Raw genomic sequence first — 25,220 nt, 5'->3', positions numbered from 1 at the left:
ATTAGGAGGTGAAGAGTTGACGAATACAATTGATTCATCCTTATATTTAGCTAATTATAAGGAAAATAAACCAACTACTGGAAGTTCAAATTTAGGAAAAGATGATTTTTTGAAAATTTTAATTACACAGCTGCAGCATCAAGATCCTTCTAATCCAATGGAAGATAAAGATTTTATTGCACAGATGGCAACATTTTCATCTTTGGAGCAAATGACGAATATGAATACAACCATGAATAATTTTATTTCGCTTCAAACCCAATCTAATCTTATTTCCTACAGCCAATTTGTCGGAAAAGAAGTTAATTGGAATAAAATGGAAACAGACGGTTCAGGAAACGAAATAAGTACTTCTGGCATAGGAAAAGTAGTATCTGTAGCATACAAAGATAATACTGCTGAATTTACATTAGAGGATGGTTCGAAACTTAGCCCTGCCAATATCTCAAGCATGAAACAAGATGAAAATAGTCTTGTGACAGCAAGCCAAATGGTAGGAAGAAAAGTTGCTTATTTGGATGTAAATAAAAACGAACAAAGCGGTGAAGTAACTTCTGTTTCTTTAAAAAATGGCATGATTTATTTTACATTAAAAGATGAATCGAATAGTCAGATCACCTCTAAACAAATTATTAAAATTGAATAGGAAGTGATTTTATGGATAAACAGATTTATCCTGCTTATAAATCACAAGCTGTTATCCGTAATGGCATAAACGCATTTAAGGCAAATAACAATAAAGCGGCTTCCTTTTCGACCTATTTACAGCAGTCCATTCATTCGGTTGATAAACTGAACATCAGCAAACATGCCAGTCAACGTTTACAACAAAGAGGCATTGTTATAGATGAAGCAAAATGGAAGCAAATAGAAGGGAAAATAAATGAGGCAAAACAAATGGGTGTTAAAGAATCGCTTGTTCTATTAAATAATGCAGCACTCATTGTAAGTGCCAAAAACAATACAGTGATAACGGCAATGGATCGTGACGAAGCATCACAGCAAATATTCACCAATATTAATGGAACAATAGTATTAAATTAAAAATATGGCTGGACCTAAATGGAGGCCGAAAGCTGCGGAATGATGGAAGCAGCTAATTTGAAGGGAGAAAATTAAATGTTACGGTCATTATATTCTGGTGTAAGTGGAATGAAAAACTTTCAAACAAAACTTGATGTGGTTGGTAATAATATTTCCAATGTTAATACGTATGGATTTAAAAAAGGAAGAACAACTTTTAGCGACTTAATCAGTCAAACAACAGCTGGTGCAACAGCGCCAGGTGCAACAACAGGTGGGATAAACGCAAAGCAAATTGGTTTAGGTTCCCAAATGGCTTCGATTGATACTATACATACTCAAGGAAGTATGCAAACAACAGGAAGAACACTTGATTTAGCTGTATCAGGTGATGGTTATTTTGTAGTACAAGCTCCTGGATCAACTACCCCTTACTATACAAGAGCAGGAAATTTTTATTTAGATGCAAGTAGAAATATAGTTACATCAAGTGGATTACAACTTGCAGGTGCAGGAACAATTCCAGCAACAGCGCAAAGTTTTAGTATTGGTGCGGATGGAACAGTTACGTATATTGACAATACTGGTGCAACAAAAAATGCTGGTACAATTCAATTGGCAAAGTTCGCGAATCCTGAAGGACTAACTAAAGTAGGAGGAAATACATTTCAAGTTTCAGGAAACTCTGGACCTGCTGCGTTAACAAATCCTGGTACAGGAGGAGTAGGATCTATTAACAGTGGATACTTAGAAATGTCAAACGTAGAACTTTCAGAGGAATTTACCGATATGATTGTTGCTCAAAGAGGTTTCCAATCCAATACAAAAGTTATTACAACATCTGATGAAATTTTACAAGAACTAGTTAACTTAAAACGATAGTAGAAGGAGGATCAGAGGCTAAGAAAAGGAAATTTTCATAGTCTCTGAAAAAATAACAGTGATAAATGTAACTCGATTAAATGGGAAAATGTTCAAACTAAATGCCCTGTTTATTGAAACAATTGAATCATTTCCAGATACTACTATTACGTTAGCAAATGGAAAAAAATATGTTGTGAAGGAAACAGAACAACAAGTTTTAGATTCTGTAAAAGAATTTTATCAATCTGTTAGCCTTTTCGGATTACCGAATTTAGGAGAGAACGGGAATGAAGAATAATAAAGTCGTAATGATCATGCTGATTTTGATACTTGTGATAGCAATCGTTGGCACTGGCGCATTTCTCTATCTATCAAAATTTGCAGGAGATCATAAAAAAAAGGAACCAACCATTGATGAAGTGCTAGAGGAATCTGTCGATGTTCCTGAAATCACCACAAATTTAGCAAGTGATAATTTTATTAGAATAACATTTAAGATACAAACAGACAACAAAAAGGCAAAAGAAGAGTTGGAAAAAAGAGATTTCCAAGTTCAAAATATTATTATACAAGAACTTTCAGAAAAAACGAGCAACGATCTAAAAGGGAAAAAGGGTCAAATAGGATTAGAGAATGAGTTGAAAAATAAATTAAATGAACTGATGCAAAACGGAAAAATAGTTCAAGTTTACATTACTAATTCTCTTCTTCAATAAAAGTGGGACAAGGTGAATCCTCTATCAGGAATGGTTTTTATTCATTGATAGAGGATGAAATCAGACCTTTAAAAACAATGGTCTTTCCATATTCAGCTATTATGGAGTAGACGGTTCCATGACCGGTAGTGTGGGATAAGGATGACGGAGGTGAGACATTTTGTCTGGAGATGTTTTGTCCCAAAATGAAATAGATGCTCTTTTATCAGCATTATCTTCTGGAGAAATGGATGCAGATGAATTAAAAAAAGAGCAGTCAGAAAAAAAAGTGAAAGTTTATGATTTTAAACGTGCATTACGATTTTCAAAAGACCAAATACGAAGCTTAACACGTATTCATGAAAATTTCGCTCGGTTATTGACTACTTTTTTTTCAGCGCAATTAAGAACTTATGTTCAAATTACTGTTACTTCTGCGGATCAAATTCCATATGAAGAATTTATTCGCTCAATTCCGAAAATGACCATTTTAAATGTTTTTGACGTACCGCCATTAACAGGAAGAATATTAATGGAAGTGAACCCAAATATAGCTTATGCTATGATGGATCGAATGATGGGCGGAAGAGGAACAAGCATAAATAAAGTGGAAAATTTAACGGAAATAGAATCAAAAATTATATCTAATACATTTGAGAATGCCTTTGACTATTTGCGAGAAGCAATGGAAGAATTAGTGGATATAGAACCAGTGTTATCTGAATTTGAAGTTAATCCACAATTTCTGCAAATGGTTTCACCGAACGAAACAGTTGTCGTAATTTCGTTGAATACTACGATTGGAGACACAAGCGGAATGATAAATATATGTATTCCGCATGTAGTGTTAGAGCCGATTATTCCCAAACTTTCAGGGCATTATTGGATGCAGACAGAAAAAAAAGAACCAGTCCCGGAATTAACATATCGGTTAGAAAAAAATATAGAACAGTCTGTCGTGCCGCTGGTTGCTGAGCTAGGAACATCTGAAATTTCTATTCAAGATTTTTTAATGATGGATATTGGCGACGTGATTGAAATGAACCAATCGATTGATCAGCCCTTGCTTATTAAAGTTGGTGACATTCCTAAATTTGTAGGGCAGCCGGGAAAAGTAAATAAAAAAGTTGCTGTTCAAATATTAGAGGCTTTAGAGAGGGGGAAAGAAGATGGCAAGTAAAGACATGCTTTCACAAGATGAAATAGATGCATTATTAAGAGGCGATGATTCGGACAAGCTGAATGAGCTAATGGTGCACGATTATCTGTCTGCTATTGAACAAGATGCCTTGGGGGAAATTGGGAATATTTCTTTTGGGAGTTCTGCAACTGCACTTTCTACATTATTAAATCAGAAAGTGGATATTACAACACCAAGTGTTGGAGTGGTTTCGAGAAACAAACTGATGGAAGAATTTCCACATCCATATGTTGCCATTCGTGTGAATTATACAGAAGGTTTTTCTGGCATGAATTTATTGGTTATTAAACAATCTGATGCTAGCATTATTGCAGATTTAATGCTAGGTGGAGACGGTGCAAACCCATCGGAGACGATGGATGAAATCCAATTAAGCGCTGTTCAGGAAGCAATGAACCAAATGATGGGTTCAGCGGCAACTTCTATGTCTACTATTTTTAGTAAAAAGGTAGATATATCGCCGCCATCTATTGATCTTCTTGATTTAACACAAGGTGAAGGGACCGATAAAATACCACATGATGATATTTTTGTAAAAGTATCCTTTCAACTAAAAATAGGAACTTTAATTGATTCTAAAATCATGCAATTGCTGCAATTGCCTTTTGCAAAAAGCTTAGTAGACGGATTAATGAATGTAAATAATCAAACTGAAGAAGTTTTCAATACTCCTAAAGTAGATTATAATTCAGGATATGAGCCAAAAGAACCAAAACAGAAGTCGGTGATTCCTACTAATGATGCTGATGAAAGAACTTATAGTAGGCATCAAAAAGACTTTAAACAACGGGACGCGCAGCAGACTATACAGGAACCGCAACATTTTGGAACAGCTTCTTCTTTTGGAGGTCAACCTAATGTGCAGCCTGCTGTTTTTTCTAATTTTGAACCTTTTACTCCAAAAGAACCAGAAACGAAAAATTTAGAAATGCTTTTGGATATTCCATTGCAAGTGACGGTTGAATTAGGGAGAACAAAACGTTCAGTGAAAGAAATATTAGAGCTTTCATCAGGTTCTATTATTGAACTTGATAAACTAGCAGGTGAGCCGGTCGATATACTCGTTAATAATCGACTTGTTGCACAAGGTGAAGTAGTCGTTATTGATGAAAATTTCGGGGTGAGAGTGACCGATATTGTCAGCCAAAGCGATCGATTAAATAAATTAAAATAAAATTATCTGGGGGTAGAGAGTAATGGCACAAAAGATTTTAATAGTAGATGATGCAGCATTTATGAGAATGATGATTAAAGATATTCTCTCAAAAAATGGCTATGAAATAGTAGGTGAAGCTGCAGATGGGGCTCAAGCTATCGAAAAATATAAGGAAAGCCAGCCTGACTTGGTGACAATGGATATTACCATGCCCGAAATGGATGGAATTACTGCATTAAAAGAGATTAAAAAAATCAATCCAAATGCAAAGGTTATAATGTGTTCTGCGATGGGACAGCAAGCGATGGTAATTGATGCTATTCAGGCAGGTGCAAAGGATTTTATTGTAAAACCATTTCAAGCAGATCGTGTATTAGAAGCAATTAGTAAAACATTAGGTTAATTTAAAAAATAGAGGGTGCCGTTAGTGAGTAAATTAAAGTTTTTATTTACAAGTTCACTACTCATCATTTTTCTGCTAGGCTTGAATCATCAAGCCTATGCAGAAAAACTTGATAACAGTGTGGATGAATGGTTAAAGGATTCAAATAATACAGAGAATAAGTCGGAGCAAAATGCCGAAAAAAAGAATATTAACAATGTTTCAACAAGTGTTGGACTAACATTTCTTGATTTTATAAAAATGATTTTTGCAACAATATTTGTAGTAGCAATAATTTATATCATTCTTAAGTTTATTAATAAACGAAACCATGTGTATAAAAGTTCACAAATAATGGAGAACTTGGGTGGTGCCACGCTCGGTGCTAATAGATCCATACAAATAGTTAAAATTGGAAAAAGGCTGTTAATTGTAGGAGTAGGAGAAAACATACAGCTTATTAAAGAAATTGATGATGAATCGGAATATAACGAAATATTAGAAACTTATAATCGTAAAGTCGATCAACTAGTGCAGCCAAGCGATATTGTGACAAAGGTCATGCATGCTGTCCAAAAACAGCCTGCAAACATAAAGAATAAAGATTCATTTGCAGGGTATTTAAAAAAACAATTACAAGATATATCAAAAGAGCGTAAGGAATTATTGAAAGAAATTGAAAAGAAAGGGTCAGAAAAAAATGAATGAATTTTTACAGTTTTTTAATAACAGTACACCTGAAAATGTTTCTACATCAGTACAGCTGTTATTATTATTGACGGTCCTTTCTTTAGCACCAAGTATTTTAATTTTAATGACATGTTTTACTAGAATCGTTATTGTTCTTTCCTTTGTCAGAACAGCGCTTGCAACGCAACAAATGCCGCCCAATCAAGTAATTATTGGCCTAGCCTTGTTTTTAACCTTTTTTATTATGGCACCAACCTTTCAGGAAGTGAATGAAAAAGCGTTAACTCCCTTGTTTCATGAAGAAATAAATATAGAGCAGGCGTATGATAATGCAGCTATTCCTTTTAAGGAGTTTATGAGCAAACAAACAAGACAGAAGGACTTGGCTCTCTTTTTGCAATATTCTCAAGCTGAAGCACCAAAATCTGTACAAGATATTCCTTTGACAGCATTAGTTCCTGCTTTTGCTATTAGTGAATTAAAGACAGCGTTTCAAATAGGGTTTATGATATTTATTCCATTTTTAGTGATCGACATGGTTGTGGCGAGTATATTAATGTCAATGGGAATGATGATGCTTCCACCTGTAATGATTTCCCTGCCATTTAAGATATTATTATTTGTTCTGGTGGATGGGTGGTATTTAGTCGTTAAATCTTTATTAGAAAGTTTTTAAGAAGGTGAAAAAATATGTCTTCCGAAATGGTTATATCAATTGCCGAAAACGGCATATTAACAGTGCTTGTTGTCAGTGGACCATTACTGATCATTGCTTTAGTGGTCGGTTTAGTCATAAGTATTTTTCAGGCAACCACACAAATTCAAGAACAAACGCTGGCATTCGTCCCAAAAATCGTTGCAGTACTATTAGGTGTCATTTTTTTTGGGTCGTGGATGCTTAGTCATATGCTATCTTATACAGCAGATATATTTTCCAATCTGACAAGGTTTATTGGTTAGAGCAATGATTGAACTTTTACCAAAATTTCCTGCATTTTTACTTATATTTATACGTGTAACATCTTTTTTTCTTATGATTCCGTTATTTTCTTATCGGACAATTCCTTCATCTCATAAAGTTGGTTTAGGTTTTTTTCTTTCCGTTCTTATGTTTATTAATATGGAACCACCTTCACTTATCATTGATGGAGCCTACTATTTGCTCATTTTAAAAGAAGCGCTTGTTGGATTATTAATTGGATTTTTAGCATATATGCTATTTTCTGCCATCCAGATTGCTGGAGGCTTAATTGACTTTCAAATGGGTTTTGCAATTGCCAACGTCTTGGATCCGCAGACTGGTGTTCAAAGTCCTCTTACTGGTCAATATTTAAATACCATTGCTTTATTTTTTTTATTAACAGTAAATGGTCATCATTTATTGATGGACGGAATATTTTACAGCTACCGTTATATTCCGCTTCAACAAGCATGGATAGAATTTGGAGACGAAAATTTAATCGGTTTTTTAGCAAAATCATTTGCACTTATGTTTGCAATAGCGTTCCAAATGTCCATTCCGGTAGTTGCAAGTATATTTTTAGTGGATGTTGGGTTGGGAATTGTTGCTAGAACGGTTCCACAATTAAATATATTTGTTGTTGGGGTTCCAATTAAAATTATTGCTGGATTAATTATTTTGATGATTGTAATGGGTGTGTTGATGGCATCTGTTTCTCATTTGTTTTCTACGACTCTAACAGCGATGAGAGAAATGATGAATTTAATAGGTGGTTCATAAAATGAAACGTTTATCCTTGAATTTACAATTATTCGCTGGAGAAAAAACAGAAAAAGCAACTCCTAAAAAAAGGAACGATACACGTAAAAAAGGACAAGTTGCAAAAAGCCAGGATGTTAATACCGCAATTGTAATGCTTGGTGTTTTTGCTGTTCTTCATTTTACTGGCGGAAATATGATGAAAGAATTTGTTGCTTTAATGAACTATTCTTTCCAAGAATTTATGTTAATGGAATTATCCGAGGGAAATATAAAGGATATTTTCCTTCAGATAATAAAAGAAATGGCATTGCTGTTAAGTCCCATATTGATAGCAGCAGTTGCTGCTGGACTTCTTGCAAATTATATGCAGGTAGGAGTGTTGTTTACGGTTGAACCAATTCAATTTAAGTTGGAAAAAATAAATCCAATATCAGGAGTTAAACGTATCTTTTCCTTACGTTCAATCATTGAATTGTTAAAATCCATTCTCAAAATAAGCATTATTGGAGTCGTGACTTTTTCCATTCTATGGTCCCAATTTAGCGAGCTGCTCGTTTTATCCCATAAATCTGTCTATGATGCGTTAATAACTTTAGCAAAGTTGACCATTCAGATGGGACTATATGCATCTGGATCCCTATTGTTTTTATCCCTGCTTGATTATTTGTTTCAGCGGTATGATTACGAAAAAAATATTAGAATGTCTAAGCAAGACATTAAAGATGAATATAAAAATATGGAGGGAGATCCTCTCATAAAATCAAAAATAAAACAGCGTCAAAGAGAAATGGCAATGCGGCGAATGATGCAGGAAATCCCAAAAGCGGATGTGGTTATAACTAATCCTACGCACTATGCTATCGCATTAAAATACGAAGAAGATAAGTATGATGCCCCTTATGTGATAGCGAAAGGGATAGATTTTGTCGCTCAAAAAATAAAATTGATAGCAAAAGAAAATGACGTGGTAATGGTAGAAAACCGTCCATTAGCTAGGGCTTTATATAGTCAAGTAGAAGTAGGGGATACGGTCCCAGAAGAATTTTTTAAAACGGTTGCTGAAATTATTGCTTTTGTATACCGTACAAGGAACGAAAAAACATTTTAACCATTTTATTGCTGATCATGTGGATAATCCATACAATAAAAAATTTGTGTTATATGTTGTGATTTAGTTAGGAGCGAAACATATGTCTGGTAGAGATCTTACCGTATTATCGAGTGTAATTTTAATTGTTGCGATGCTGATTATTCCTTTTCCAACATGGATATTAAGCTTTCTCATATTGATAAATATTACATTGGCATTATTAATCTTGCTATTAACAATGAGTATGAATGAGCCTTTAGAATTTTCTATTTTTCCCTCTATATTATTATTAATGACATTGTTTCGTTTAGGTCTTAATGTGTCTACAACGAGATCCATTTTATCAACCGGAGATGCAGGCGGCGTAGTACATACATTTGGAACATTTGTAGTTGGAGGAAATATTGTAGTAGGTTTAGTAGTCTTTTTTATATTGGTTATCATTCAATTTATTGTCATAACAAAAGGATCTGAACGTGTATCAGAAGTTGCGGCAAGATTTACATTAGATGCAATGCCCGGGAAGCAAATGAGTATTGATGCTGATCTAAATGCTGGCATAATCTCTGAGCATGAAGCAAAGTCACGCAGGGAAAAAGTAAGCAGAGAAGCTGATTTTTATGGCTCCATGGACGGTGCAAGTAAGTTTGTTAAGGGGGATGCGATTGCTGGGATCATTATTGTGCTGATTAACTTGATTTTTGGCATCATAATAGGAATGACCCAGCTAGGCATGTCTATAGGGGACGCGGCACATAATTTTTCCTTAATGTCCATAGGGGACGGTATTGTCAGTCAAATACCTGCTCTTTTAATTTCTACAGCAACAGGTATTATAGTAACAAGAGCAGCGTCTGATGGAAATCTAGGGTCAGATATTACAAATCAGTTATTTGCGTATCCGAAAATGCTGTATATTGCTGGTGGAACTATTCTTTTATTAGGCTTATTCACGCCAATTGATGATATCTTAACGATACCAATTGCCGGTTTGCTGGCATTTGGGGGGTATAATTTATCAAGAGTACCAAAACAAAATGTGGAACAACTGCAAGGTATGGAAGAAGAACTTCAGACAGATGAGTTAAAAAGCCCAGAAAGTGTTGTAACTTTGTTAAATGTAGATCCAATTGAATTTGAATTTGGATATGGCTTAATTCCTCTCGCTGATGCAAATCAGGGTGGTGATTTATTGGACAGGGTCGTCATGATTAGACGACAGTTGGCGATTGAATTAGGGCTTGTTATCCCAGTAGTTAGAATAAGGGATAATATTCAACTGCAGCCTAACGAATATCGTTTAAAAATTAAAGGAAATGAAATGGCTCGAGGAGAACTGCTTCTGGATCATTATTTAGCAATGAGCCCTGGAATAGAAGACGATTCCATTGAGGGTATTGATACGATCGAGCCTTCCTTTGGTTTGCCGGCTAAATGGATTACGGAAAAAACGAAAGAGCAGGCCGAAATATTTGGATATACAGTCGTCGATCCTCCATCTGTTGTTTCCACGCATATTACAGAAGTGATAAAAGCAAATGCCCATGAATTATTAGGCAGACAAGAGACAAAGCAATTAGTAGATCATGTTAAAGAAACCTATCCTATTTTAATAGAAGAAGTAACACCAAATCCTTTATCGATAGGAGACATTCAAAAGGTAATGGCAAAATTATTAAAAGAAAATGTTTCTATTCGAAACTTGCCGATTATTTTTGAAACATTAGCCGATTTTGGAAGATTATCGAGTGATACAGATTTGCTTACAGAGTACGTAAGACAAGCATTGGCTCGTCAAATTACTAACCAGTATTCAACTAACGGAGAGTCATTAAAAGTAGTTACTTTATCTGGAAAAGTGGAAAAATTAATAGCGGATAATATTCAACAAACAGAACATGGAAACTATTTGGCGATTGATCCTAGCTTGTCTCAATTAGTATTAGAAAATCTTGCAGCACAAGTGGATCAACTATCTGTTATAGATCAAATGCCAATTGTCTTATGTTCGCCAGCTGTAAGAATGTATGTTAGACAATTAACAGAAAGATATTTTTCTCAAATTCCTATATTATCTTATAACGAGTTAGAGGCAAATGTAGAAGTGCAAAGTGTCGGGGTGGTGAATATAGAGTGAAAATAAAAAAATATACAGCTTCAAGCATGCCAGAAGCAATGAAAAAAGTCCGGACTGAATTAGGGAATGAAGCGGTCATTTTACATTCAAAAGTAATCCATACAGGTGGATTTTTAGGATTATTTAAAAAAAGAAATATTGAGGTGCTTGCGGCAATTGATCCGGACTCAAATAGGGAAGCAAGACAAACAAAGAAGGAAAAAATTAGTTCCATTCCAAATTTATTTGAGAATAAAACAGCAAAAGATAACGATGTTTCATTAACTAAGCACGCTGAGTTTTCAACAGAAAAAGTGCTAAAACAGTTGGAACAGTTAAATGGTTTTGTTCAAGAATTTGTGCAAAATGAAAAGATAAGCACAGCAGCATTGCCAAATCCAGTGCAGCAGGTGATCGCTTGTCTGGAAAAACAAGGTCTGGATAAACAGCTGCTGATAAAGATAACAAGAGAGCTAGTCGGGAAATGGTATAAAGAAGGAGCAGACAAATCATTTAACGAAGTGCTATTTTGGACAAAAGAATACTTATATCAAGAAATTTCCTCTTATTCCTTCGGGGAATTATCGTTATCCAAAAGATTTGTGAATGTGGTTGGGCCAACAGGCGTCGGAAAAACAACCACATTAGCTAAAATGGCTGCTGATATTATGTTGAAGCATCATAAAAAAATCGGATTTATCACTACTGATACCTATCGTATTGCTGCGATTGAACAATTAAAAACATATGCAAATATTTTAAATGTTCCGCTGGAAGTATGCTATAACTTGCAGGACTTTGAATCAGCTGCAAAAAAACTAGAATCTTGCGATGTTATTTTAATAGATACAGCAGGAAGAAACTTCCGAAATAAACAATACGTTGATGATTTAAAGAAAGTGGTTGATTATAAACGAGAGATGGAAACACTGTTGGTGCTATCATTGACAGCAAAACAAGAGGATATGGAAGAAATATATCAGCAATTTTCAACGATTGATATTAATCAATTTGTCTTTACTAAAATGGATGAAACATCCACATACGGCAGTATGGTTAATTTGATTGTTAAATATCAAAGGGGTGCTGCGTATTTAACAACAGGACAAAATGTTCCCGATGATATGCTAGCAGCTAATCCAGAAATTATTGTAAATAGAATAATTGGAGTCGATTAAAATGACAGATCAAGCTGCAATTTTAAGGGAAAGATTCCATCATGTCCACAAGCATAATCAACATAAAACAATTGCAGTTATTAGTGGAAAGGGAGGAGTGGGCAAATCTAATTTCTCTCTTAATTTTTCCCTTTCGCTAATAAAAAAAGGGTATTCCGTTTTGTTGATTGATATGGATATCGGAATGGGCAATATTGATATTTTAATGGGAACCAGTTCTAAATTTACTATTGTCGATTATTTTGAAAATAAGGCTTCTTTTTCAGAAATTATCAATGAAGGCCGAGCCGGAATTCGCTATATAGCAGGTGGATCTGGCTTATCGAAATTTGTGACTATGGCAAAGCATAAAATGGAACGATTTTTTTCTGAATTTACAGTATTTCTTAATCAATATGATTACGTCATTTTTGATATGGGTGCTGGCATAAGCAGTGAATCCCTTCATTTTATTCTCTCTGTCGATGAAGTAATCGTTTTAACTACACCAGAGCCAACATCTATAACGGATGCCTATGCAGCAATGAAATTTATCCATCTGCATAAAGAAGATATTCCTTTTTATTTAGTTGTAAACCGAACATTCACTTTCGATGATGGAAGAGAAGCATTTCAAAAGCTTACATATGTTTTAAAAAGATTTTTAAACAAAGAAGCGATTGAATTAGGGATAATTCCAGATGATCAGCATGTTATGAAGGCGGTTAGGAATCAAATTCCTTTTATTATTTTTAATGAAAAGTCAACAGCTGCTAAAGCTTTATTCGAATTGACCGATAGATATTGTAAACAACAGTTTTCAGAGCCTAAAATAAAAAATAAGGAAAATTTTGTGACAAAATTAAAGAGTTTTCTGTTTGAAAGGTAGTGCGTTTACATGGAGAAAATAAAAGTTCTAATTGTGGATGATTCGGCATTTATGCGAAAATTAATTGCCGATTTTCTCTCTGAGGATTCTCGCATTACAGTAATAGGTGCTGCTAGAAATGGTGAAGATGGTATTCAAAAAATAAAAAAATTGCAGCCTGATGTTGTTACATTAGACGTGGAGATGCCTGTATTGGATGGACTTCAAGCATTAAAGCGTATTATGGCAGAAAATCCAGTTCCTGTCATCATGTTGTCAAGTACAACAAAGGCAGGAGCAGATAATACCATTCAGGCGATACAAATGGGAGCAATTGATTTTATTGGCAAACCCTCAGGATCTATATCGCTAGATTTATATAAAGTCAAACAGGAATTGGTAGAAAAAGTAATATTCGCAAGTGAAGTGAAACTTAAAACGATATTAAATATACCTTCTGATGCAAAAAGTACTATTAATCTTGATTCTTCTTATAGTAATATAGAACTAATAAGACGTGAAAATGTAAGTCTAAAGCCTTTCTTTCAATCGCAGTGGAATAAACATACAGAAAAACTTATTCTTATAGGAACATCGACAGGTGGACCAAGAGCCCTTCAGCAAGTGTTGTCAAAGCTGCCTAAGGATATTAATGCTGCTATATTAATTGTGCAGCATATGCCTCCTAATTTTACAAAATCACTAGCCAACCGATTGGATTCGCTTTCCTCTATAAAAGTGAAAGAAGCGGCAGATGGAGAGCTTATTCAAAAGGGTGTTGCATACATTGCTCCTGGAGGGTTTCATTTCAAAGTAAAAGCAATCGGAAAAAATATTGCAGTACAATTAGATCAGTCAAAGCCGGTTAATGGGCATAGGCCGTCTGTAGATGTACTTTTTCAGTCGGTAAGTTTAGTGCAGGATTATGCGAAAATTGTGGTAATTATGACAGGAATGGGATCAGATGGTACGAATGGGTTAGTGGAATTAGTACAATCAAGTGAAATCAAAGCAATTGCTGAATCACAAAAAACTTCCATTGTATTTGGAATGCCGAAAGCTGCTATTGCAACAAAATATATTGATGAAATACAAAATGTAGAAAAAATTGCACAAACAATAATGAAATATGTATAACGCCAAGGGGTGTGAAGCAATTGGAAATGAATCAATATTTAGAGGTTTTTATAGAAGAAAGCAAGGAACATATACAGGCTTGTAATGAACATTTACTAGAGTTAGAAAAAGAGCCGGGGAATTTGCAAATAGTGAATGAAATATTTCGCTCTGCACATACATTAAAAGGGATGTCTGCAACGATGGGCTATGAAGATTTAGCCAGCCTAACCCATCAAATGGAGAATGTTTTGGATGCTATCAGAAATCAAAAAATCGCCTTTTCCCCGGTAATACTGGATGTTATCTTCTTGGCGGTTGATGATTTAGAAGCAATGGTAGAATCAATTGCAAGTGGTGGAGATGGGAAAAAAAATGTAGAAGCAGTAGTAAAACAATTAATTGCAATTGAAAAGAATGAATCAACAGAAACAGATTCAGCGCTTCAGGAAACTGCTGCTGCAATAGTGGAAGTAATAAAACCAATTACAAATTATGATGAATTCGAAACTACAATCCTACAGCAATCCTCTGAACAGGGATTTAATACATACGAAGTTAGCGTACATTTAAAGCAAGACTGTCTATTAAAGGCTGCACGAGTTTTTATGGTATTTGAATCTTTGGAGTCTTTAGGAGAAGTAATTAAATCGAACCCTCCTGTGGAGGAGCTGGAAGAAGAAAAATTTGATTTGCAATTTATGGTAACGTTTATTTCCAAAGAAGACGGAGAGACAATAAAATCAAAAGTTATGAATGTATCAGAAGTTGAAAAAGTGGACGTAATCCCTTTTTCTTCGTATAGTCTTTCTACGCTAAAGACTCATGAAAAGGAAGAAAAAGTTACGAAACAAAAACAGGAAGAAAACTTACCAGAAGTAAATGAAATGGAAGCAGGAAAAGAAGATGATGACGGAAAACAAGGCACAATGGCGAAGCAAGCGAGCAAAACAATCCGTGTCAATATCGAACGTTTAGATATATTGATGAATCTTTTTGAGGAGCTCGTGATTGATAGAGGAAGATTAGAACAGATATCTCAAGATTTAAAAAATCAAGAGCTGCATGAAACCGTCGAAAAAATGTCTAGAATTACTGGTGACTTGCAGAATATTATATTAAACATGAGAATGGTTCCAGTTGAAACGGTTTTTAATCGCTTTCCAAGAATGGTTCGTCAACTAGCAAGAGATCTAAATAAAAAAATCAATTTAGAGATTATTGGTGCAGATACAGAGCTGGATCGCACGGTTATTGACGAGATTGGCGATCCTCTCGTACATCTCATTCGAAATGCATTGGATCATGGAATAGAAACACCAGAAGTCCGAAGAGCAAATAATAAGAACGAAGAAGGAACCGTTGTTTTAAGAGCCTATCATAGCGGCAACCACGTCTTTATTGAGCTGGAGGATGATGGGGCCGGAATAAATAAAAAGAGAGTATTAGAAAGAGCGGTAGATAAAGGGTTAGTATCAAAAGAAGCTGGAAATAGTTTAACAGATTCGCAAATTGCCGAATTAATTCTTGCGTCAGGTTTTTCTACTGCGGAAAAAATATCTGATATCTCTGGACGAGGTGTAGGATTAGATGTTGTAAAAAGTAAAATAGAATCTATTGGAGGAACTATCACTATAGATTCTCAAGAAGGAAAAGGCTCTTTGTTTTCCATTCAATTGCCGCTTACACTTTCTATTATTTCCGTTATGCTGGTGGAAATTCAGGAAGAAAAGTATGCAATACCGTTGTCTTCCATAATTGAGACTGCTATTGTTTCGAAAGAAGATATACTTCAGGCGCATAATCAAACTGTTATTGATTTTCGCGGAAAAGTAGTGCCGCTTCTTTTCTTAAAGGATATCTTCGAAGTTCCGATAATGAACGAAGAAGATGAGTTTTATTCTATCGTTATTGTTAGAAAAGGAGAAAAGCTGGCAGGACTTGTGGTCGATTCCTTTATTGGGCAGCAAGAGGTTGTATTAAAATCACTTGGCAGTTATCTATCAAATGCTTTTGCTATTTCTGGTGCTACTATTTTAGGTGATGGACAAGTGGCTTTAATTGTCGATTGTAATGCACTAATCAAATAACGGGCTGCTAACAGATAATAGGGTGGAAGAAAGGAATGAAGGAGAATGGTAGAATCTGTTTCAACAGAAGTGAAATTAATTATCTTTGAGCTAAAGGGAAAAGAATACGCAATTCCCGTAAATCAAGTGCGATCAATAGAAAAAATCATGCATATTACCCGAATTCCAAATATTGCTCCTTTTGTGAAAGGTGTTATCAATCTTCGCGGTGTTGTTACACCGCTGATTGATTTGAGAAAGCGATTTGATTTGGAGGAAAAAGAATATACAGAGCGTACACGCATCATCATCGTCGCACTAGCTGATATAGAGTTAGGGGTTATTGTGGACGCTGCAAATGATGTTGTGGATGTGGATACAACTCATTTTGAACCGTCTCCAGAGGTTGTCGGCGGGGCAGAAATAGATTATATTAGCGGTGTCGTTAAATTAGAAAAAAGATTGTTGATTCTTGTTGATTTAGAAAAGGTTTTTGATCGGGAAGAATTAAAAAACTATATTAAAAGTGAAGGATAAGTGATGGCATTTACAGATAAAATCAATTCATTGCACTTGGATGTTTTAAGGGAAATTGGAAATATTGGCGCAGGACATGCAGCAACCTCCCTTTCTAAATTACTAAATAAAAAAATTGATATGAACGTTCCAAATGTTCGAATTGTTTCCTTTGACGAAATGATGGACATGGCAGGTGGAGCAGAAAATATTGTAGCAGGCGTTTTTTTAAGAATAGAAGGCGAGGCTCCTGGAAGCATGTTTTTTATGCTTCCAATAGAGCAGGCAACAAATTTTATTAAAGATATGATAGGGGACGCAACTATTCAGCTGAATACACCACCTTTTGATGAATTAGCATTATCTGCACTCCAGGAACTTGGCAATATTTTATCAGGATCCTATTTATCTTCTTTATCTGATTTTACTAATTTATCCTTGTATCCTTCTGTCCCAGCACTAGCAATCGATATGGTTGGTGCAATTATTAGTTACGGACTTATAGAATTATCACAAGTCAGTGATTATGCAATTGTTATTAATACTGCATTAAATGAGGAAGAAGACTCTTTCCCTGAAAGTGTCAATGGTCACTTTTTCTTGCTGCCAGATCCATATTCATTTGATATTTTGTTTGGAGCTTTGGGAGTGACCGTTGATGAATGAGCAACAAACTGTTGTTAAAGTGGGCATTGCTGACATGAATACAGTTCAAGTCCCTGAAGTAATAAGAACTTCCGGTTTGGGATCTTGTGTCGGAGTTGTTTTATATGATCAAGTAAGAGGAATGGCAGGATTAGCCCACATTATGCTGCCGGATTCTTCCTTATCGAAATCAGGACCATTAAACATTGCTAAATTTGCAGATACTGCTATCATCAAGTTGGTCCAAAATTTGGAGATGCTAGGAGCAAAAAAAACGTCATTAAAGGCCAAAATTGCAGGTGGCGCTCAAATGTTTCAATTTACTGGTACAAGCGATATTATGAGAATTGGACCTAGAAATGTGGAAGCTGTAAAAAAAGAGCTGCAGTGCTTAAATATTCCACTTTACGGGGAAGATGTTGGAGGCAATAGCGGCAGAACGATTGAATTTAATCCAAAAACCATTGAGTTAACCATCAGGACAGTAAACAAAGGAACACAAATTATTTAACAGACATTAAAAATGAATAGCAAATAAAAAGGGATGTTCCAAAAAAAAATGCTGAACCCCGTTACTTATTTGAAAGTCGCCCATCAGCGAATGGAAACAAATAGGTAAGGGGTGCATCCAATGGGACATCCCTTTTTTGGAATAAAAGGACGGAGCTGCGCGCATTGAAATTACAACCGCGTCTTTTTTACTTTTCCATTTCCAGATATGAATATAAATACCTGAAAGTTTCTAATGAAAAAAATATTTGGTGTTTATATAGGGATATTTTACTATTTTTTAAAAGTTAATAATGAATAAAGTCTCTTCAATACTATTTTGGTAAAATCAAAAAGAGACTATTCAATCTTTGATCTTTTTTGGACTGAGCTGAAAATAATAATTTATCCCACTCTTAACGGGCAGTAAGACCCCCACCTCGGCGATGCTGAGGAATCGAAGAAGCTAAGTGGGGGATGAAGAAAACCCCCACTGATGGAAAAGTTCACTTTATATTAGAACAATAGATTCAAAGATGGAAAGAAATTTGATATTATTCATTACGAAGCACACTGTCAAAATAGTTGGATATAATAGATGAAGGAAACGGCATGTTTTTTTCGTTTTCTGAACAATTATTCAGTAAGAAATCGCTGAAATGAGAGTATATAGAGAAATTTGAAATAGTTTTTCTGAAGGCAAGGAAAACACAATAATATAGATAAGTGGAAATGTTGTTTTTAGGAGGAAATATCATGGGAAATGATTCAACTGCAGAGGATAAAAACGCATGGTATTTGTGGGTTGCTTCACGTGATAAGGAAGCAGGAAATATATTAATAAAAAAGTATATGCCTTTAGTAAGTTTTCATGTTCAAAGAATATCTGTTGGACTACCCAAAAGTGTATCTAGAGAAGAATTAAATAGTCTTGGTTTAATGGGTCTTTATGATGCATTAGAAAAATTTGATCCGAAAAGAGATTTGAAATTTGATACATATGCATCTTTTCGAATTAGAGGAAGCATTATTGATGGATTAAGGAAAGAAGATTGGTTATCTAGAGGCACAAGGGAGAAATCAAAAAAAATAGATGCAGCAATTGAACGGCTTGAACAGCAAAAAATGAGAAATGTTACAATACAGGAAATAGCTGATGAATTGAATCTTAGTCCTGAAGAAGTTTCTTCCACCATGAACGAGCATTTTTTTGCCAATGTACTTTCTATTGATGAACAATTAAATGATCAGGAAGAAAAAGAGGGGCCGTGCTTTGTCATTCGAGATAACAAAAGGGAAATTCCGGAAGAAAAACTGCTGAAAGATGAATTAATTCAAGAAATGGCTGCTATGATTTCCCTTTTAAATGATAAAGAGCAGCTTGTTATTAGTTTATTTTACAAAGAAGAGCTGACATTAACTGAAATAGGACAAGTAATGAACTTATCCACCTCAAGAATATCACAAATACATTCCAAGGCAATATTTAAATTAAGACAATCATTAGAGAAAGTAATATAAAATCAGAGTGTTGCCTCAATAATATATTTGCCAAGCGGGGAATATAGGAAACGAAGCGAGAAAGCAGATGAAATAGCATAATTTACAGTAGATAGAGGGATAGATTTGATTACTTTTTTATTAATTTTAAGTTTTATATTTAATATTTTGGCTTTTTTATTCATTGCACTTCTGTTTGTAAGGCAAAATCGTTTTGTTTCACTTGAAAAACAACAAAAACAATCTATGGAAGAAGTCGAAAATCTCATTGCTGCATTTATTGTAGAAATGAAAGAAGAAAACGAACTGTTTCTTCAAAAAATGAAAATTACAGAAAAAAGAAAAGCAGCCCCGAAAAAAGAGAAGGAAAACATAGAAAAGCTTTCTTTAGTTTCTTTTGAAAAAGAGCACCCTGAAATAAATATGCTCCCATCAAAAAAACAGGCAGCAAATGTTTATAAAAAAACAATAGACATGAAGCAGGAAGAAAAAGAGGATGCAGGGGAATTATTAAATTTAATTTACCCTTTGGAAAAAGAAGATCCGAAAGAAAAATCATTATTGGAAAAGGTATTAGATTTAAAGGAACAAGGGAAAAACACAGAAGAAATTGCTAAGATTTTAAATAAAGGGAAAACAGAAATAGAATTATTCCTGAAATTTAGACAAAAAAATCATGAATAACTTGATTGTCATGTTTACATATGCTATATTAACAAATGGTGTTAATACACACGCTTTTGGATTTAATCAATGGTGCTGTAAGATTACAGTTTTGATTAAAAATGAAAAAAGCGGAGGAAATAAAAACCATTAGGAGGAACAAACATGTCAGTTATTTCAATGAAACAATTACTTGAGGCTGGTGTACATTTCGGTCACCAAACTCGCCGTTGGAACCCGAAAATGAAAAAATTCATTTTTACAGAGCGTAACGGCATCTACATCATCGACCTTCAAAAAACAGTTAAAAAGGTTGAGGAAGCTTATAACTATGTAAAAGAACTTGCTGGTAACGGCGGAACTGTTCTTTTCGTAGGAACAAAAAAACAAGCACAAGATTCAGTTAAAGAAGAAGCTATTCGTTCTGGTCAATACTTTGTAAACCAACGTTGGTTAGGTGGAACTTTAACAAACTTTGAAACAATTCAAAAACGTATTTCACGTTTAAAAGACATTGAAAGAATGTCTGAAGACGGCACTTTTGAAGTACTTCCGAAAAAAGAAGTAGTTCAATTGAATAAAGAGCTTGAGCGTTTAGAAAAGTTCTTAGGCGGAATTAAAGATATGAAAAAAATTCCAGATTGCTTATTTATTGTTGATCCACGCAAAGAGCGCATTGCTGTTGCGGAAGCTCATAAATTAAATATTCCAATTGTAGGTATCGTTGATACAAACTGTGATCCAGACGAAATTGATGTTGTTATTCCTGCGAATGATGATGCAATCCGTGCTGTTAAATTATTAACTGCAAAAATGGCAGATGCTATTTTAGAAGCTAAACAAGGTGAAGAAGTAACAACTGCTTAATTTTAAAATAAGTAGTTTGATAAAATGAAAATCCTAGTATTGATTTTCTAGAATTACTATACGCCAAGTTTGGGGTCTTATAAAAAAGGTGATAAAGGGCATCCCTCTTATCACCTTTTTTTAAAGAATATTGCTTAAAACAGAAATGAATTGGTTAAAAAAATAGTACATAATTATACAAGGAGGCTAACTACTATGGCTGTAACAGCTCAAATGGTTAAAGAACTACGTGAAAAAACAGGTGCTGGAATGATGGACTGCAAAAAAGCACTTACTGAAACAAATGGTGATATCGAAAAAGCAATCGATTTCCTACGTGAAAAAGGAATTGCAAGTGCTGCTAAAAAATCTGATCGCATCGCTGCTGAAGGTACAACTTTTATCTCAGTAAACGGAAATGAAGCAGTTATTCTTGAAGTGAACTCTGAAACAGACTTTGTTGCAAAAAATGAAGGCTTCCAAGTGCTTGTTAAAGAGCTTGCTGACCACTTACTGCAAAACAAACCAGCATCTGTTGAAGAAGCTCAGTCACAAAACATCACGGATGGTACAACAGTTGAATCACATATCAATGCAGCAATTGCAAAAATTGGTGAAAAACTTTCTCTTCGTCGTTTTGAAATCAAAACAAAAACAGACAACGATGCATTTGGTGCATACCTTCACATGGGTGGACGCATTGGTGTGTTAACAGTGCTTGAAGGAACTACTGATGAATCAGCTGCAAAGGATATTGCAATGCACATCGCGGCGCTAAACCCTAAGTATGTTTCTCGTGACCAAGTGTCTCAAGAAGAAGTTGAGCATGAAAGAGAAGTATTAACTCAACAAGCATTAAATGAAGGAAAACCAGAAAAAATCGTTGCTAAAATGGTTGAAGGCCGTTTAGGTAAATATTTTGAAGATGTATGTGTACTTGATCAATCTTTCGTTAAAAATCCTGATCAAAAAGTACGTCAATTTGTTGAATCAAAAGGTGCAACTTTACGCGAATTCGTTCGTTATGAAGTAGGAGAAGGAATTGAAAAACGTGAAGATAACTTCGCTGAAGAAGTAATGAACCAAGTAAATAAAAAATAAGCAATTAAATTTAAAAAGCTTTTTATAGGGAACACGCTTGTGTTCCCTATTTTTCAAGATATTTTAAATAGGCGGAGGTTTCCATGATTAGTCCAAAATATAAACGTGTTGTTCTTAAATTAAGCGGTGAGGCATTAGCAGGAGAGGCTGGATTTGGCATTAATCCGGCAGTAATTAAAAATGTAGCCGAACAAGTTAAAGAGGTTGCTGAGCTGGGTGTTGAAGCAGCAGTTGTCGTAGGCGGTGGAAATATTTGGCGTGGTAAAATCGGAGAAGAAATGGGCATGGACCGTGCAAACGCCGATTACATGGGAATGCTTGCTACTGTAATGAACTCTTTAGCATTACAAGATAGTTTAGAACAATTGGGAATTGAGACCCGAGTACAAACTTCTATTGAAATGAGACAAGTTGCAGAACCATACATTAGAAGACGTGCCATTCGCCACTTAGAAAAAAAACGTGTTGTCATTTTTGCAGCTGGTACAGGAAACCCTTATTTTTCAACAGATACTACTGCTGCACTCCGTGCTGCGGAAATTGAAGCAGAAGTAATATTAATGGCAAAAAACAATGTAGATGGAGTATATTCTGCCGATCCAAGAGTGGATAAAACAGCAACCAAATTTGAAGAGCTGACTTATTTTGATGTAATTAAAGATGGGCTTGCTGTTATGGACTCAACAGCATCGTCTCTATGCATGGATAATGATATTCCTTTAATTGTGTTTTCAATCATGGAAAATGGCAATATTAAAAAAGCTGTTATGGGTGAAACAATCGGAACTTTAGTAAGGGGGAAAAAATAATGCCGAGTCAAGTTATTTCTCAAACAAAAGAAAAAATGAATAAAGCAATACAAAGTTATTCTCGCGAGTTAGCAAGCATACGTGCAGGACGTGCAAATGCATCCCTTTTGGATAGAATATCAGTTGATTATTATGGAGCTCCAACACCTGTCAATCAACTAGCAGGAATTAGTGTTCCTGAAGCAAGATTGCTTGTTATCCAGCCATATGATAAAACGGTGCTGGGGGAAATTGAAAAGGCAATTTTAAAATCAGATATTGGATTAAATCCTTCTAACGACGGAAGTGTAATCCGTTTGTCGATTCCTATGTTAACGGAGGAACGCCGTAAAGAATTAGTGAAAAATGTAAAAAAAGAATCAGAAGAAGCAAAAGTAGCAATCCGTAATATTCGCCGTGACGGCAATGATGATTTGAAAAAATTAGAAAAGAACGGTGACATTACGGAAGATGCACTTCGTGGCTACAATGATGATATTCAAAAATTAACAGATGAATTCATAAGCAAAGTGGATGCTCTTACAAAAGAAAAAGAAAAAGAAATATTAGAAGTTTAACTTTGAATGTAGACAAGACTCATTTTTTTGCTAAACTTTCAGAAGTATTGCTGCTAAAAGGTGTATTAATCCTCCGATAAGGGGAAGTCCTGAAGAAAGTGAGCGTTTGTCAACAGTCTGAACCCTCTAAATTTTAGGGGGTTTTTTAGCTATAGGCATATTAAACAAAATGATAGTTGCTTAAGCTATCCAGTTTCCTTTAAGATATAAAGGGAAACTTCTATTAGACTATTTTTGTTAAGTTATCAAGGTATATAGTGATAGAAGATAAGAGAGGATTTATTTTGGAGGAGCTATTTGTATGTTTAACAAGCTAATGTTTTGGAAGAAGAGAGCTGTGTCTTCTAATCTCCAAGAACGGATGGCATTACTGAAGCAACAATCCATTCCAGAACATGTTGCAATTATTATGGATGGAAATGGCCGTTGGGCAAGTAAGCGAAAGCTGCCAAGAATTGCTGGACATCATGAAGGAATGAAATGTGTAAAAAGAATTACAAAATTGGCAGATGAATTAGGGGTAAAAGCATTAACACTTTATGCATTTTCAACGGAAAACTGGAAAAGGCCAAAAAAAGAAGTAGAATATATTATGTCATTGCCTGAACAATTTCTCGGCACTTTTTTGCCTGAATTGATAGAAAAAAATGTTCGAGTAACTTCAATCGGATATACGAAACAACTGCCTCCCCATACATTAAAAGCTTTGGAGGATGCGATTGAAAAGACGAAAAACAATACGGGCCTTATTTTGAATTTCGCTTTAAACTATGGCAGCAGATCAGAAATAGTTCAAGCTGTGAAAAATATAGTGAATGATTGTGAAGGCAAGAAAATAGATGTGGATGATATTACACCAGATCTGTTTTCGACTTATCTGATGACATCAAATTTATCGGATCCTGACTTGCTCATTCGTACAAGTGGAGAAATTAGAATAAGCAACTTCATGATGTGGCAGTTAGCTTATACAGAGTTATGGTTTACAGATGTATTGTGGCCAGACTTTAAAGAAGAACATTTAGTTGAAGCTATTGAAGTATTCCAAAACAGACAAAGGCGTTTTGGAGGAGTCTAATAAGGGTTGTGAACTATAAATGAAACAGAGAATAATTACAGCGGTCATAGCAGCGGCTATTTTTCTTCCTATTGTTATTATTGGAGGACTTCCATTAGTTCTTTTTACATTTTTATTGTCTGCTGTAGGATTGTTTGAACTATTAAGAATGCGGAAAATTAAGCTTCTCTCTTTTCCTGGATTGCTATCTTTACTAGTTATATGGCTTTTTATTTTACCAAATGACTATCAAACATTTTTTACATTCATTCATTTAACAAAAATGGAGATTGGTTTATTTGCTGCACTTTTGTATTTAACGTATATGGTAGCTTCTAAAAATCAATTTTCAATTGATGATGCGGCGTTTTCTATTTTAGCGGTAATTTACATGGGAGTTGGTTTTCACTTTTTTATAGAAGTGGGAGATACTAAACTATGGTTACTTTTCTACTCGCTGTTCATCATATGGGCAACAGATTCAGGCGCCTATTTTATAGGAAGGGCTTTTGGGAGAAGAAAGCTGTGGCCTGAAATCAGTCCAAATAAAACAGTGGAAGGCGCGATCGGAGGAATAGTTTGTGCTGTTATCGTTTCTGTTCTATTTAGTGCTTTTGGCTACATAGAATGGTATATAATAGCAGTTATAACGATTATCCTATCAGCATTTGGACAAATTGGGGATTTAGTGGAATCTGCATTGAAAAGACATTATGAAGTAAAAGACTCCGGAAAACTATTGCCTGGGCATGGTGGAATATTAGATCGTTTTGATAGTTTATTGTTTGTATGGCCATTACTATATTTTATCTTTGATGCTTTCTCGTTAATTTAACCTGTTTTTTGCATTAGAAGAAACGTAGGTAACATATATAATGGAGAGTATA

Annotated in this window: 30 protein-coding genes; all 30 read left to right on the top strand. The window is 34.9% G+C overall.

Annotated elements, in window-relative coordinates:
• The first annotated feature begins 16 nt into the window (after nucleotides 1-16).
• Nucleotides 17-646 (top strand): flagellar hook assembly protein FlgD, encoded by a 630-nt coding sequence (gene flgD, locus ACTYBU_RS06765; RefSeq protein ID WP_445488250.1) that lies wholly within the window; start codon nucleotides 17-19, stop codon nucleotides 644-646.
• A gap of 11 nt (nucleotides 647-657) precedes the next feature.
• Nucleotides 658-1,044 carry a TIGR02530 family flagellar biosynthesis protein gene (locus ACTYBU_RS06760; RefSeq protein WP_445488248.1) on the top strand — a complete coding sequence of 129 codons (387 nt, stop codon included), beginning with the start codon at nucleotides 658-660 and terminating at the stop codon, nucleotides 1,042-1,044.
• Between the two features lie 75 nt (nucleotides 1,045-1,119).
• Nucleotides 1,120-1,905, top strand: a complete 786-nt coding sequence (gene flgG, locus ACTYBU_RS06755) for a flagellar basal body rod protein FlgG (RefSeq protein ID WP_445488246.1) — start codon at nucleotides 1,120-1,122, stop codon at nucleotides 1,903-1,905.
• 58 nt (nucleotides 1,906-1,963) lie between these two features.
• The gene (locus tag ACTYBU_RS06750; protein ID WP_445488244.1) at nucleotides 1,964-2,185 is read left to right on the top strand and encodes a flagellar FlbD family protein; all 222 of its coding nucleotides are present in this window, start codon (nucleotides 1,964-1,966) and stop codon (nucleotides 2,183-2,185) included.
• Nucleotides 2,175-2,603 carry a flagellar basal body-associated protein FliL gene (gene fliL, locus ACTYBU_RS06745; RefSeq protein ID WP_445488242.1) on the top strand — a complete coding sequence of 143 codons (429 nt, stop codon included), beginning with the start codon at nucleotides 2,175-2,177 and terminating at the stop codon, nucleotides 2,601-2,603. Before ACTYBU_RS06750 ends, fliL begins: the two co-directional genes overlap by 11 nt.
• Before the next feature lie 160 nt (nucleotides 2,604-2,763).
• Nucleotides 2,764-3,762: a flagellar motor switch protein FliM gene (gene fliM, locus ACTYBU_RS06740; RefSeq protein ID WP_445488240.1), complete on the top strand. Its 999-nt coding sequence runs from the start codon at nucleotides 2,764-2,766 to the stop codon at nucleotides 3,760-3,762.
• The gene (gene fliY / locus ACTYBU_RS06735; RefSeq protein WP_445488238.1) at nucleotides 3,752-4,957 is read left to right on the top strand and encodes a flagellar motor switch phosphatase FliY; all 1,206 of its coding nucleotides are present in this window, start codon (nucleotides 3,752-3,754) and stop codon (nucleotides 4,955-4,957) included. Before fliM ends, fliY begins: the two co-directional genes overlap by 11 nt.
• Nucleotides 4,958-4,979: 22 nt before the next feature.
• Nucleotides 4,980-5,342, top strand: a complete 363-nt coding sequence (locus tag ACTYBU_RS06730; RefSeq protein WP_445488236.1) for a response regulator — start codon at nucleotides 4,980-4,982, stop codon at nucleotides 5,340-5,342.
• 24 nt (nucleotides 5,343-5,366) lie between these two features.
• Nucleotides 5,367-6,029, top strand: a complete 663-nt coding sequence (locus ACTYBU_RS06725; protein ID WP_445488234.1) for a flagellar biosynthetic protein FliO — start codon at nucleotides 5,367-5,369, stop codon at nucleotides 6,027-6,029.
• Complete coding sequence (fliP, locus tag ACTYBU_RS06720) at nucleotides 6,022-6,687, top strand: flagellar type III secretion system pore protein FliP (RefSeq protein WP_445488232.1); 666 nt, start codon at nucleotides 6,022-6,024, stop codon at nucleotides 6,685-6,687. The genes ACTYBU_RS06725 and fliP overlap by 8 nt, the downstream gene beginning before the upstream one ends.
• Before the next feature lie 14 nt (nucleotides 6,688-6,701).
• The gene (fliQ, locus tag ACTYBU_RS06715) at nucleotides 6,702-6,971 is read left to right on the top strand and encodes a flagellar biosynthesis protein FliQ (protein ID WP_445488230.1); all 270 of its coding nucleotides are present in this window, start codon (nucleotides 6,702-6,704) and stop codon (nucleotides 6,969-6,971) included.
• 4 nt (nucleotides 6,972-6,975) lie between these two features.
• Entirely contained in the window at nucleotides 6,976-7,752 is a 777-nt protein-coding gene (gene fliR, locus ACTYBU_RS06710; protein WP_445488228.1) for a flagellar biosynthetic protein FliR, read from the top strand.
• Nucleotide 7,753: 1 nt separating this feature from the next.
• Entirely contained in the window at nucleotides 7,754-8,842 is a 1,089-nt protein-coding gene (gene flhB, locus ACTYBU_RS06705; protein ID WP_445488227.1) for a flagellar biosynthesis protein FlhB, read from the top strand.
• An 82-nt stretch (nucleotides 8,843-8,924) separates the two neighbouring features.
• Complete coding sequence (gene flhA, locus ACTYBU_RS06700; protein ID WP_445488225.1) at nucleotides 8,925-10,961, top strand: flagellar biosynthesis protein FlhA; 2,037 nt, start codon at nucleotides 8,925-8,927, stop codon at nucleotides 10,959-10,961.
• Complete coding sequence (gene flhF, locus ACTYBU_RS06695) at nucleotides 10,958-12,118, top strand: flagellar biosynthesis protein FlhF (RefSeq protein ID WP_445488224.1); 1,161 nt, start codon at nucleotides 10,958-10,960, stop codon at nucleotides 12,116-12,118. Before flhA ends, flhF begins: the two co-directional genes overlap by 4 nt.
• Before the next feature lies 1 nt (nucleotide 12,119).
• The gene (locus tag ACTYBU_RS06690; protein ID WP_445488222.1) at nucleotides 12,120-12,986 is read left to right on the top strand and encodes a MinD/ParA family protein; all 867 of its coding nucleotides are present in this window, start codon (nucleotides 12,120-12,122) and stop codon (nucleotides 12,984-12,986) included.
• A gap of 9 nt (nucleotides 12,987-12,995) precedes the next feature.
• On the top strand, nucleotides 12,996-14,102 hold the full coding sequence (locus ACTYBU_RS06685) for a protein-glutamate methylesterase/protein-glutamine glutaminase (RefSeq protein WP_445488220.1): 1,107 nt from the start codon (nucleotides 12,996-12,998) through the stop codon (nucleotides 14,100-14,102).
• 20 nt (nucleotides 14,103-14,122) lie between these two features.
• On the top strand, nucleotides 14,123-16,171 hold the full coding sequence (locus tag ACTYBU_RS06680) for a chemotaxis protein CheW (protein ID WP_445488766.1): 2,049 nt from the start codon (nucleotides 14,123-14,125) through the stop codon (nucleotides 16,169-16,171).
• Between the two features lie 45 nt (nucleotides 16,172-16,216).
• A complete protein-coding gene (locus ACTYBU_RS06675) occupies nucleotides 16,217-16,687 on the top strand; it encodes a chemotaxis protein CheW (RefSeq protein WP_445488218.1) in 471 nt (156 codons plus the stop codon).
• A gap of 3 nt (nucleotides 16,688-16,690) precedes the next feature.
• The gene (locus ACTYBU_RS06670) at nucleotides 16,691-17,332 is read left to right on the top strand and encodes a chemotaxis protein CheC (protein ID WP_445488764.1); all 642 of its coding nucleotides are present in this window, start codon (nucleotides 16,691-16,693) and stop codon (nucleotides 17,330-17,332) included.
• On the top strand, nucleotides 17,325-17,822 hold the full coding sequence (locus ACTYBU_RS06665) for a chemotaxis protein CheD (protein WP_445488216.1): 498 nt from the start codon (nucleotides 17,325-17,327) through the stop codon (nucleotides 17,820-17,822). Before ACTYBU_RS06670 ends, ACTYBU_RS06665 begins: the two co-directional genes overlap by 8 nt.
• A gap of 734 nt (nucleotides 17,823-18,556) precedes the next feature.
• Nucleotides 18,557-19,321 carry a FliA/WhiG family RNA polymerase sigma factor gene (locus ACTYBU_RS06660; RefSeq protein WP_445488214.1) on the top strand — a complete coding sequence of 255 codons (765 nt, stop codon included), beginning with the start codon at nucleotides 18,557-18,559 and terminating at the stop codon, nucleotides 19,319-19,321.
• 105 nt (nucleotides 19,322-19,426) lie between these two features.
• Nucleotides 19,427-19,984, top strand: a complete 558-nt coding sequence (locus ACTYBU_RS06655; protein ID WP_445488213.1) for a hypothetical protein — start codon at nucleotides 19,427-19,429, stop codon at nucleotides 19,982-19,984.
• The gene (locus ACTYBU_RS06650) at nucleotides 19,977-20,117 is read left to right on the top strand and encodes a hypothetical protein (protein ID WP_445488211.1); all 141 of its coding nucleotides are present in this window, start codon (nucleotides 19,977-19,979) and stop codon (nucleotides 20,115-20,117) included. The genes ACTYBU_RS06655 and ACTYBU_RS06650 overlap by 8 nt, the downstream gene beginning before the upstream one ends.
• An 11-nt stretch (nucleotides 20,118-20,128) precedes the next feature.
• Nucleotides 20,129-20,830 (top strand): 30S ribosomal protein S2, encoded by a 702-nt coding sequence (rpsB, locus tag ACTYBU_RS06645; RefSeq protein WP_445488209.1) that lies wholly within the window; start codon nucleotides 20,129-20,131, stop codon nucleotides 20,828-20,830.
• Nucleotides 20,831-21,025: 195 nt separating this feature from the next.
• Nucleotides 21,026-21,910 carry a translation elongation factor Ts gene (tsf, locus tag ACTYBU_RS06640; protein WP_445488207.1) on the top strand — a complete coding sequence of 295 codons (885 nt, stop codon included), beginning with the start codon at nucleotides 21,026-21,028 and terminating at the stop codon, nucleotides 21,908-21,910.
• 83 nt (nucleotides 21,911-21,993) lie between these two features.
• Nucleotides 21,994-22,719, top strand: coding sequence for a UMP kinase (pyrH, locus tag ACTYBU_RS06635; protein WP_445488205.1), 726 nt, complete (start codon nucleotides 21,994-21,996; stop codon nucleotides 22,717-22,719).
• Nucleotides 22,719-23,276, top strand: a complete 558-nt coding sequence (gene frr, locus ACTYBU_RS06630) for a ribosome recycling factor (RefSeq protein ID WP_445488204.1) — start codon at nucleotides 22,719-22,721, stop codon at nucleotides 23,274-23,276. Before pyrH ends, frr begins: the two co-directional genes overlap by 1 nt.
• A gap of 301 nt (nucleotides 23,277-23,577) precedes the next feature.
• Complete coding sequence (locus ACTYBU_RS06625) at nucleotides 23,578-24,354, top strand: isoprenyl transferase (protein ID WP_445488202.1); 777 nt, start codon at nucleotides 23,578-23,580, stop codon at nucleotides 24,352-24,354.
• A 19-nt stretch (nucleotides 24,355-24,373) separates the two neighbouring features.
• On the top strand, nucleotides 24,374-25,168 hold the full coding sequence (locus ACTYBU_RS06620; RefSeq protein ID WP_445488201.1) for a phosphatidate cytidylyltransferase: 795 nt from the start codon (nucleotides 24,374-24,376) through the stop codon (nucleotides 25,166-25,168).
• Nucleotides 25,169-25,220: the final 52 nt, after the last annotated feature.

This window comes from Niallia sp. 03133, from assembly GCF_052663225.1.
This window is presented reverse-complemented; position numbering and strand designations above follow the sequence as displayed.

What these genes read in the sequence shown, in the direction of transcription:
- ACTYBU_RS06760 (WP_445488248.1), top strand. Translation starts at nt 658, where the DNA reads ATGGATAAACAGATTTATCCTGCTTATAAATCACAAGCTGTTATCCGT.
- flgG (WP_445488246.1), top strand. Translation starts at nt 1,120, where the DNA reads ATGTTACGGTCATTATATTCTGGTGTAAGTGGAATGAAAAACTTTCAA.
- fliL (WP_445488242.1), top strand. Translation starts at nt 2,175, where the DNA reads ATGAAGAATAATAAAGTCGTAATGATCATGCTGATTTTGATACTTGTG.
- fliY (WP_445488238.1), top strand. Translation starts at nt 3,752, where the DNA reads ATGGCAAGTAAAGACATGCTTTCACAAGATGAAATAGATGCATTATTA.
- ACTYBU_RS06730 (WP_445488236.1), top strand. Translation starts at nt 4,980, where the DNA reads ATGGCACAAAAGATTTTAATAGTAGATGATGCAGCATTTATGAGAATG.
- fliP (WP_445488232.1), top strand. Translation starts at nt 6,022, where the DNA reads ATGAATGAATTTTTACAGTTTTTTAATAACAGTACACCTGAAAATGTT.
- fliQ (WP_445488230.1), top strand. Translation starts at nt 6,702, where the DNA reads ATGTCTTCCGAAATGGTTATATCAATTGCCGAAAACGGCATATTAACA.
- fliR (WP_445488228.1), top strand. Translation starts at nt 6,976, where the DNA reads ATGATTGAACTTTTACCAAAATTTCCTGCATTTTTACTTATATTTATA.
- flhB (WP_445488227.1), top strand. Translation starts at nt 7,754, where the DNA reads ATGAAACGTTTATCCTTGAATTTACAATTATTCGCTGGAGAAAAAACA.
- flhA (WP_445488225.1), top strand. Translation starts at nt 8,925, where the DNA reads ATGTCTGGTAGAGATCTTACCGTATTATCGAGTGTAATTTTAATTGTT.
- ACTYBU_RS06690 (WP_445488222.1), top strand. Translation starts at nt 12,120, where the DNA reads ATGACAGATCAAGCTGCAATTTTAAGGGAAAGATTCCATCATGTCCAC.
- ACTYBU_RS06685 (WP_445488220.1), top strand. Translation starts at nt 12,996, where the DNA reads ATGGAGAAAATAAAAGTTCTAATTGTGGATGATTCGGCATTTATGCGA.
- ACTYBU_RS06675 (WP_445488218.1), top strand. Translation starts at nt 16,217, where the DNA reads ATGGTAGAATCTGTTTCAACAGAAGTGAAATTAATTATCTTTGAGCTA.
- ACTYBU_RS06670 (WP_445488764.1), top strand. Translation starts at nt 16,691, where the DNA reads ATGGCATTTACAGATAAAATCAATTCATTGCACTTGGATGTTTTAAGG.
- ACTYBU_RS06665 (WP_445488216.1), top strand. Translation starts at nt 17,325, where the DNA reads ATGAATGAGCAACAAACTGTTGTTAAAGTGGGCATTGCTGACATGAAT.
- ACTYBU_RS06660 (WP_445488214.1), top strand. Translation starts at nt 18,557, where the DNA reads ATGGGAAATGATTCAACTGCAGAGGATAAAAACGCATGGTATTTGTGG.
- ACTYBU_RS06650 (WP_445488211.1), top strand. Translation starts at nt 19,977, where the DNA reads ATGAATAACTTGATTGTCATGTTTACATATGCTATATTAACAAATGGT.
- rpsB (WP_445488209.1), top strand. Translation starts at nt 20,129, where the DNA reads ATGTCAGTTATTTCAATGAAACAATTACTTGAGGCTGGTGTACATTTC.
- tsf (WP_445488207.1), top strand. Translation starts at nt 21,026, where the DNA reads ATGGCTGTAACAGCTCAAATGGTTAAAGAACTACGTGAAAAAACAGGT.
- pyrH (WP_445488205.1), top strand. Translation starts at nt 21,994, where the DNA reads ATGATTAGTCCAAAATATAAACGTGTTGTTCTTAAATTAAGCGGTGAG.
- frr (WP_445488204.1), top strand. Translation starts at nt 22,719, where the DNA reads ATGCCGAGTCAAGTTATTTCTCAAACAAAAGAAAAAATGAATAAAGCA.
- ACTYBU_RS06625 (WP_445488202.1), top strand. Translation starts at nt 23,578, where the DNA reads ATGTTTAACAAGCTAATGTTTTGGAAGAAGAGAGCTGTGTCTTCTAAT.
- ACTYBU_RS06620 (WP_445488201.1), top strand. Translation starts at nt 24,374, where the DNA reads ATGAAACAGAGAATAATTACAGCGGTCATAGCAGCGGCTATTTTTCTT.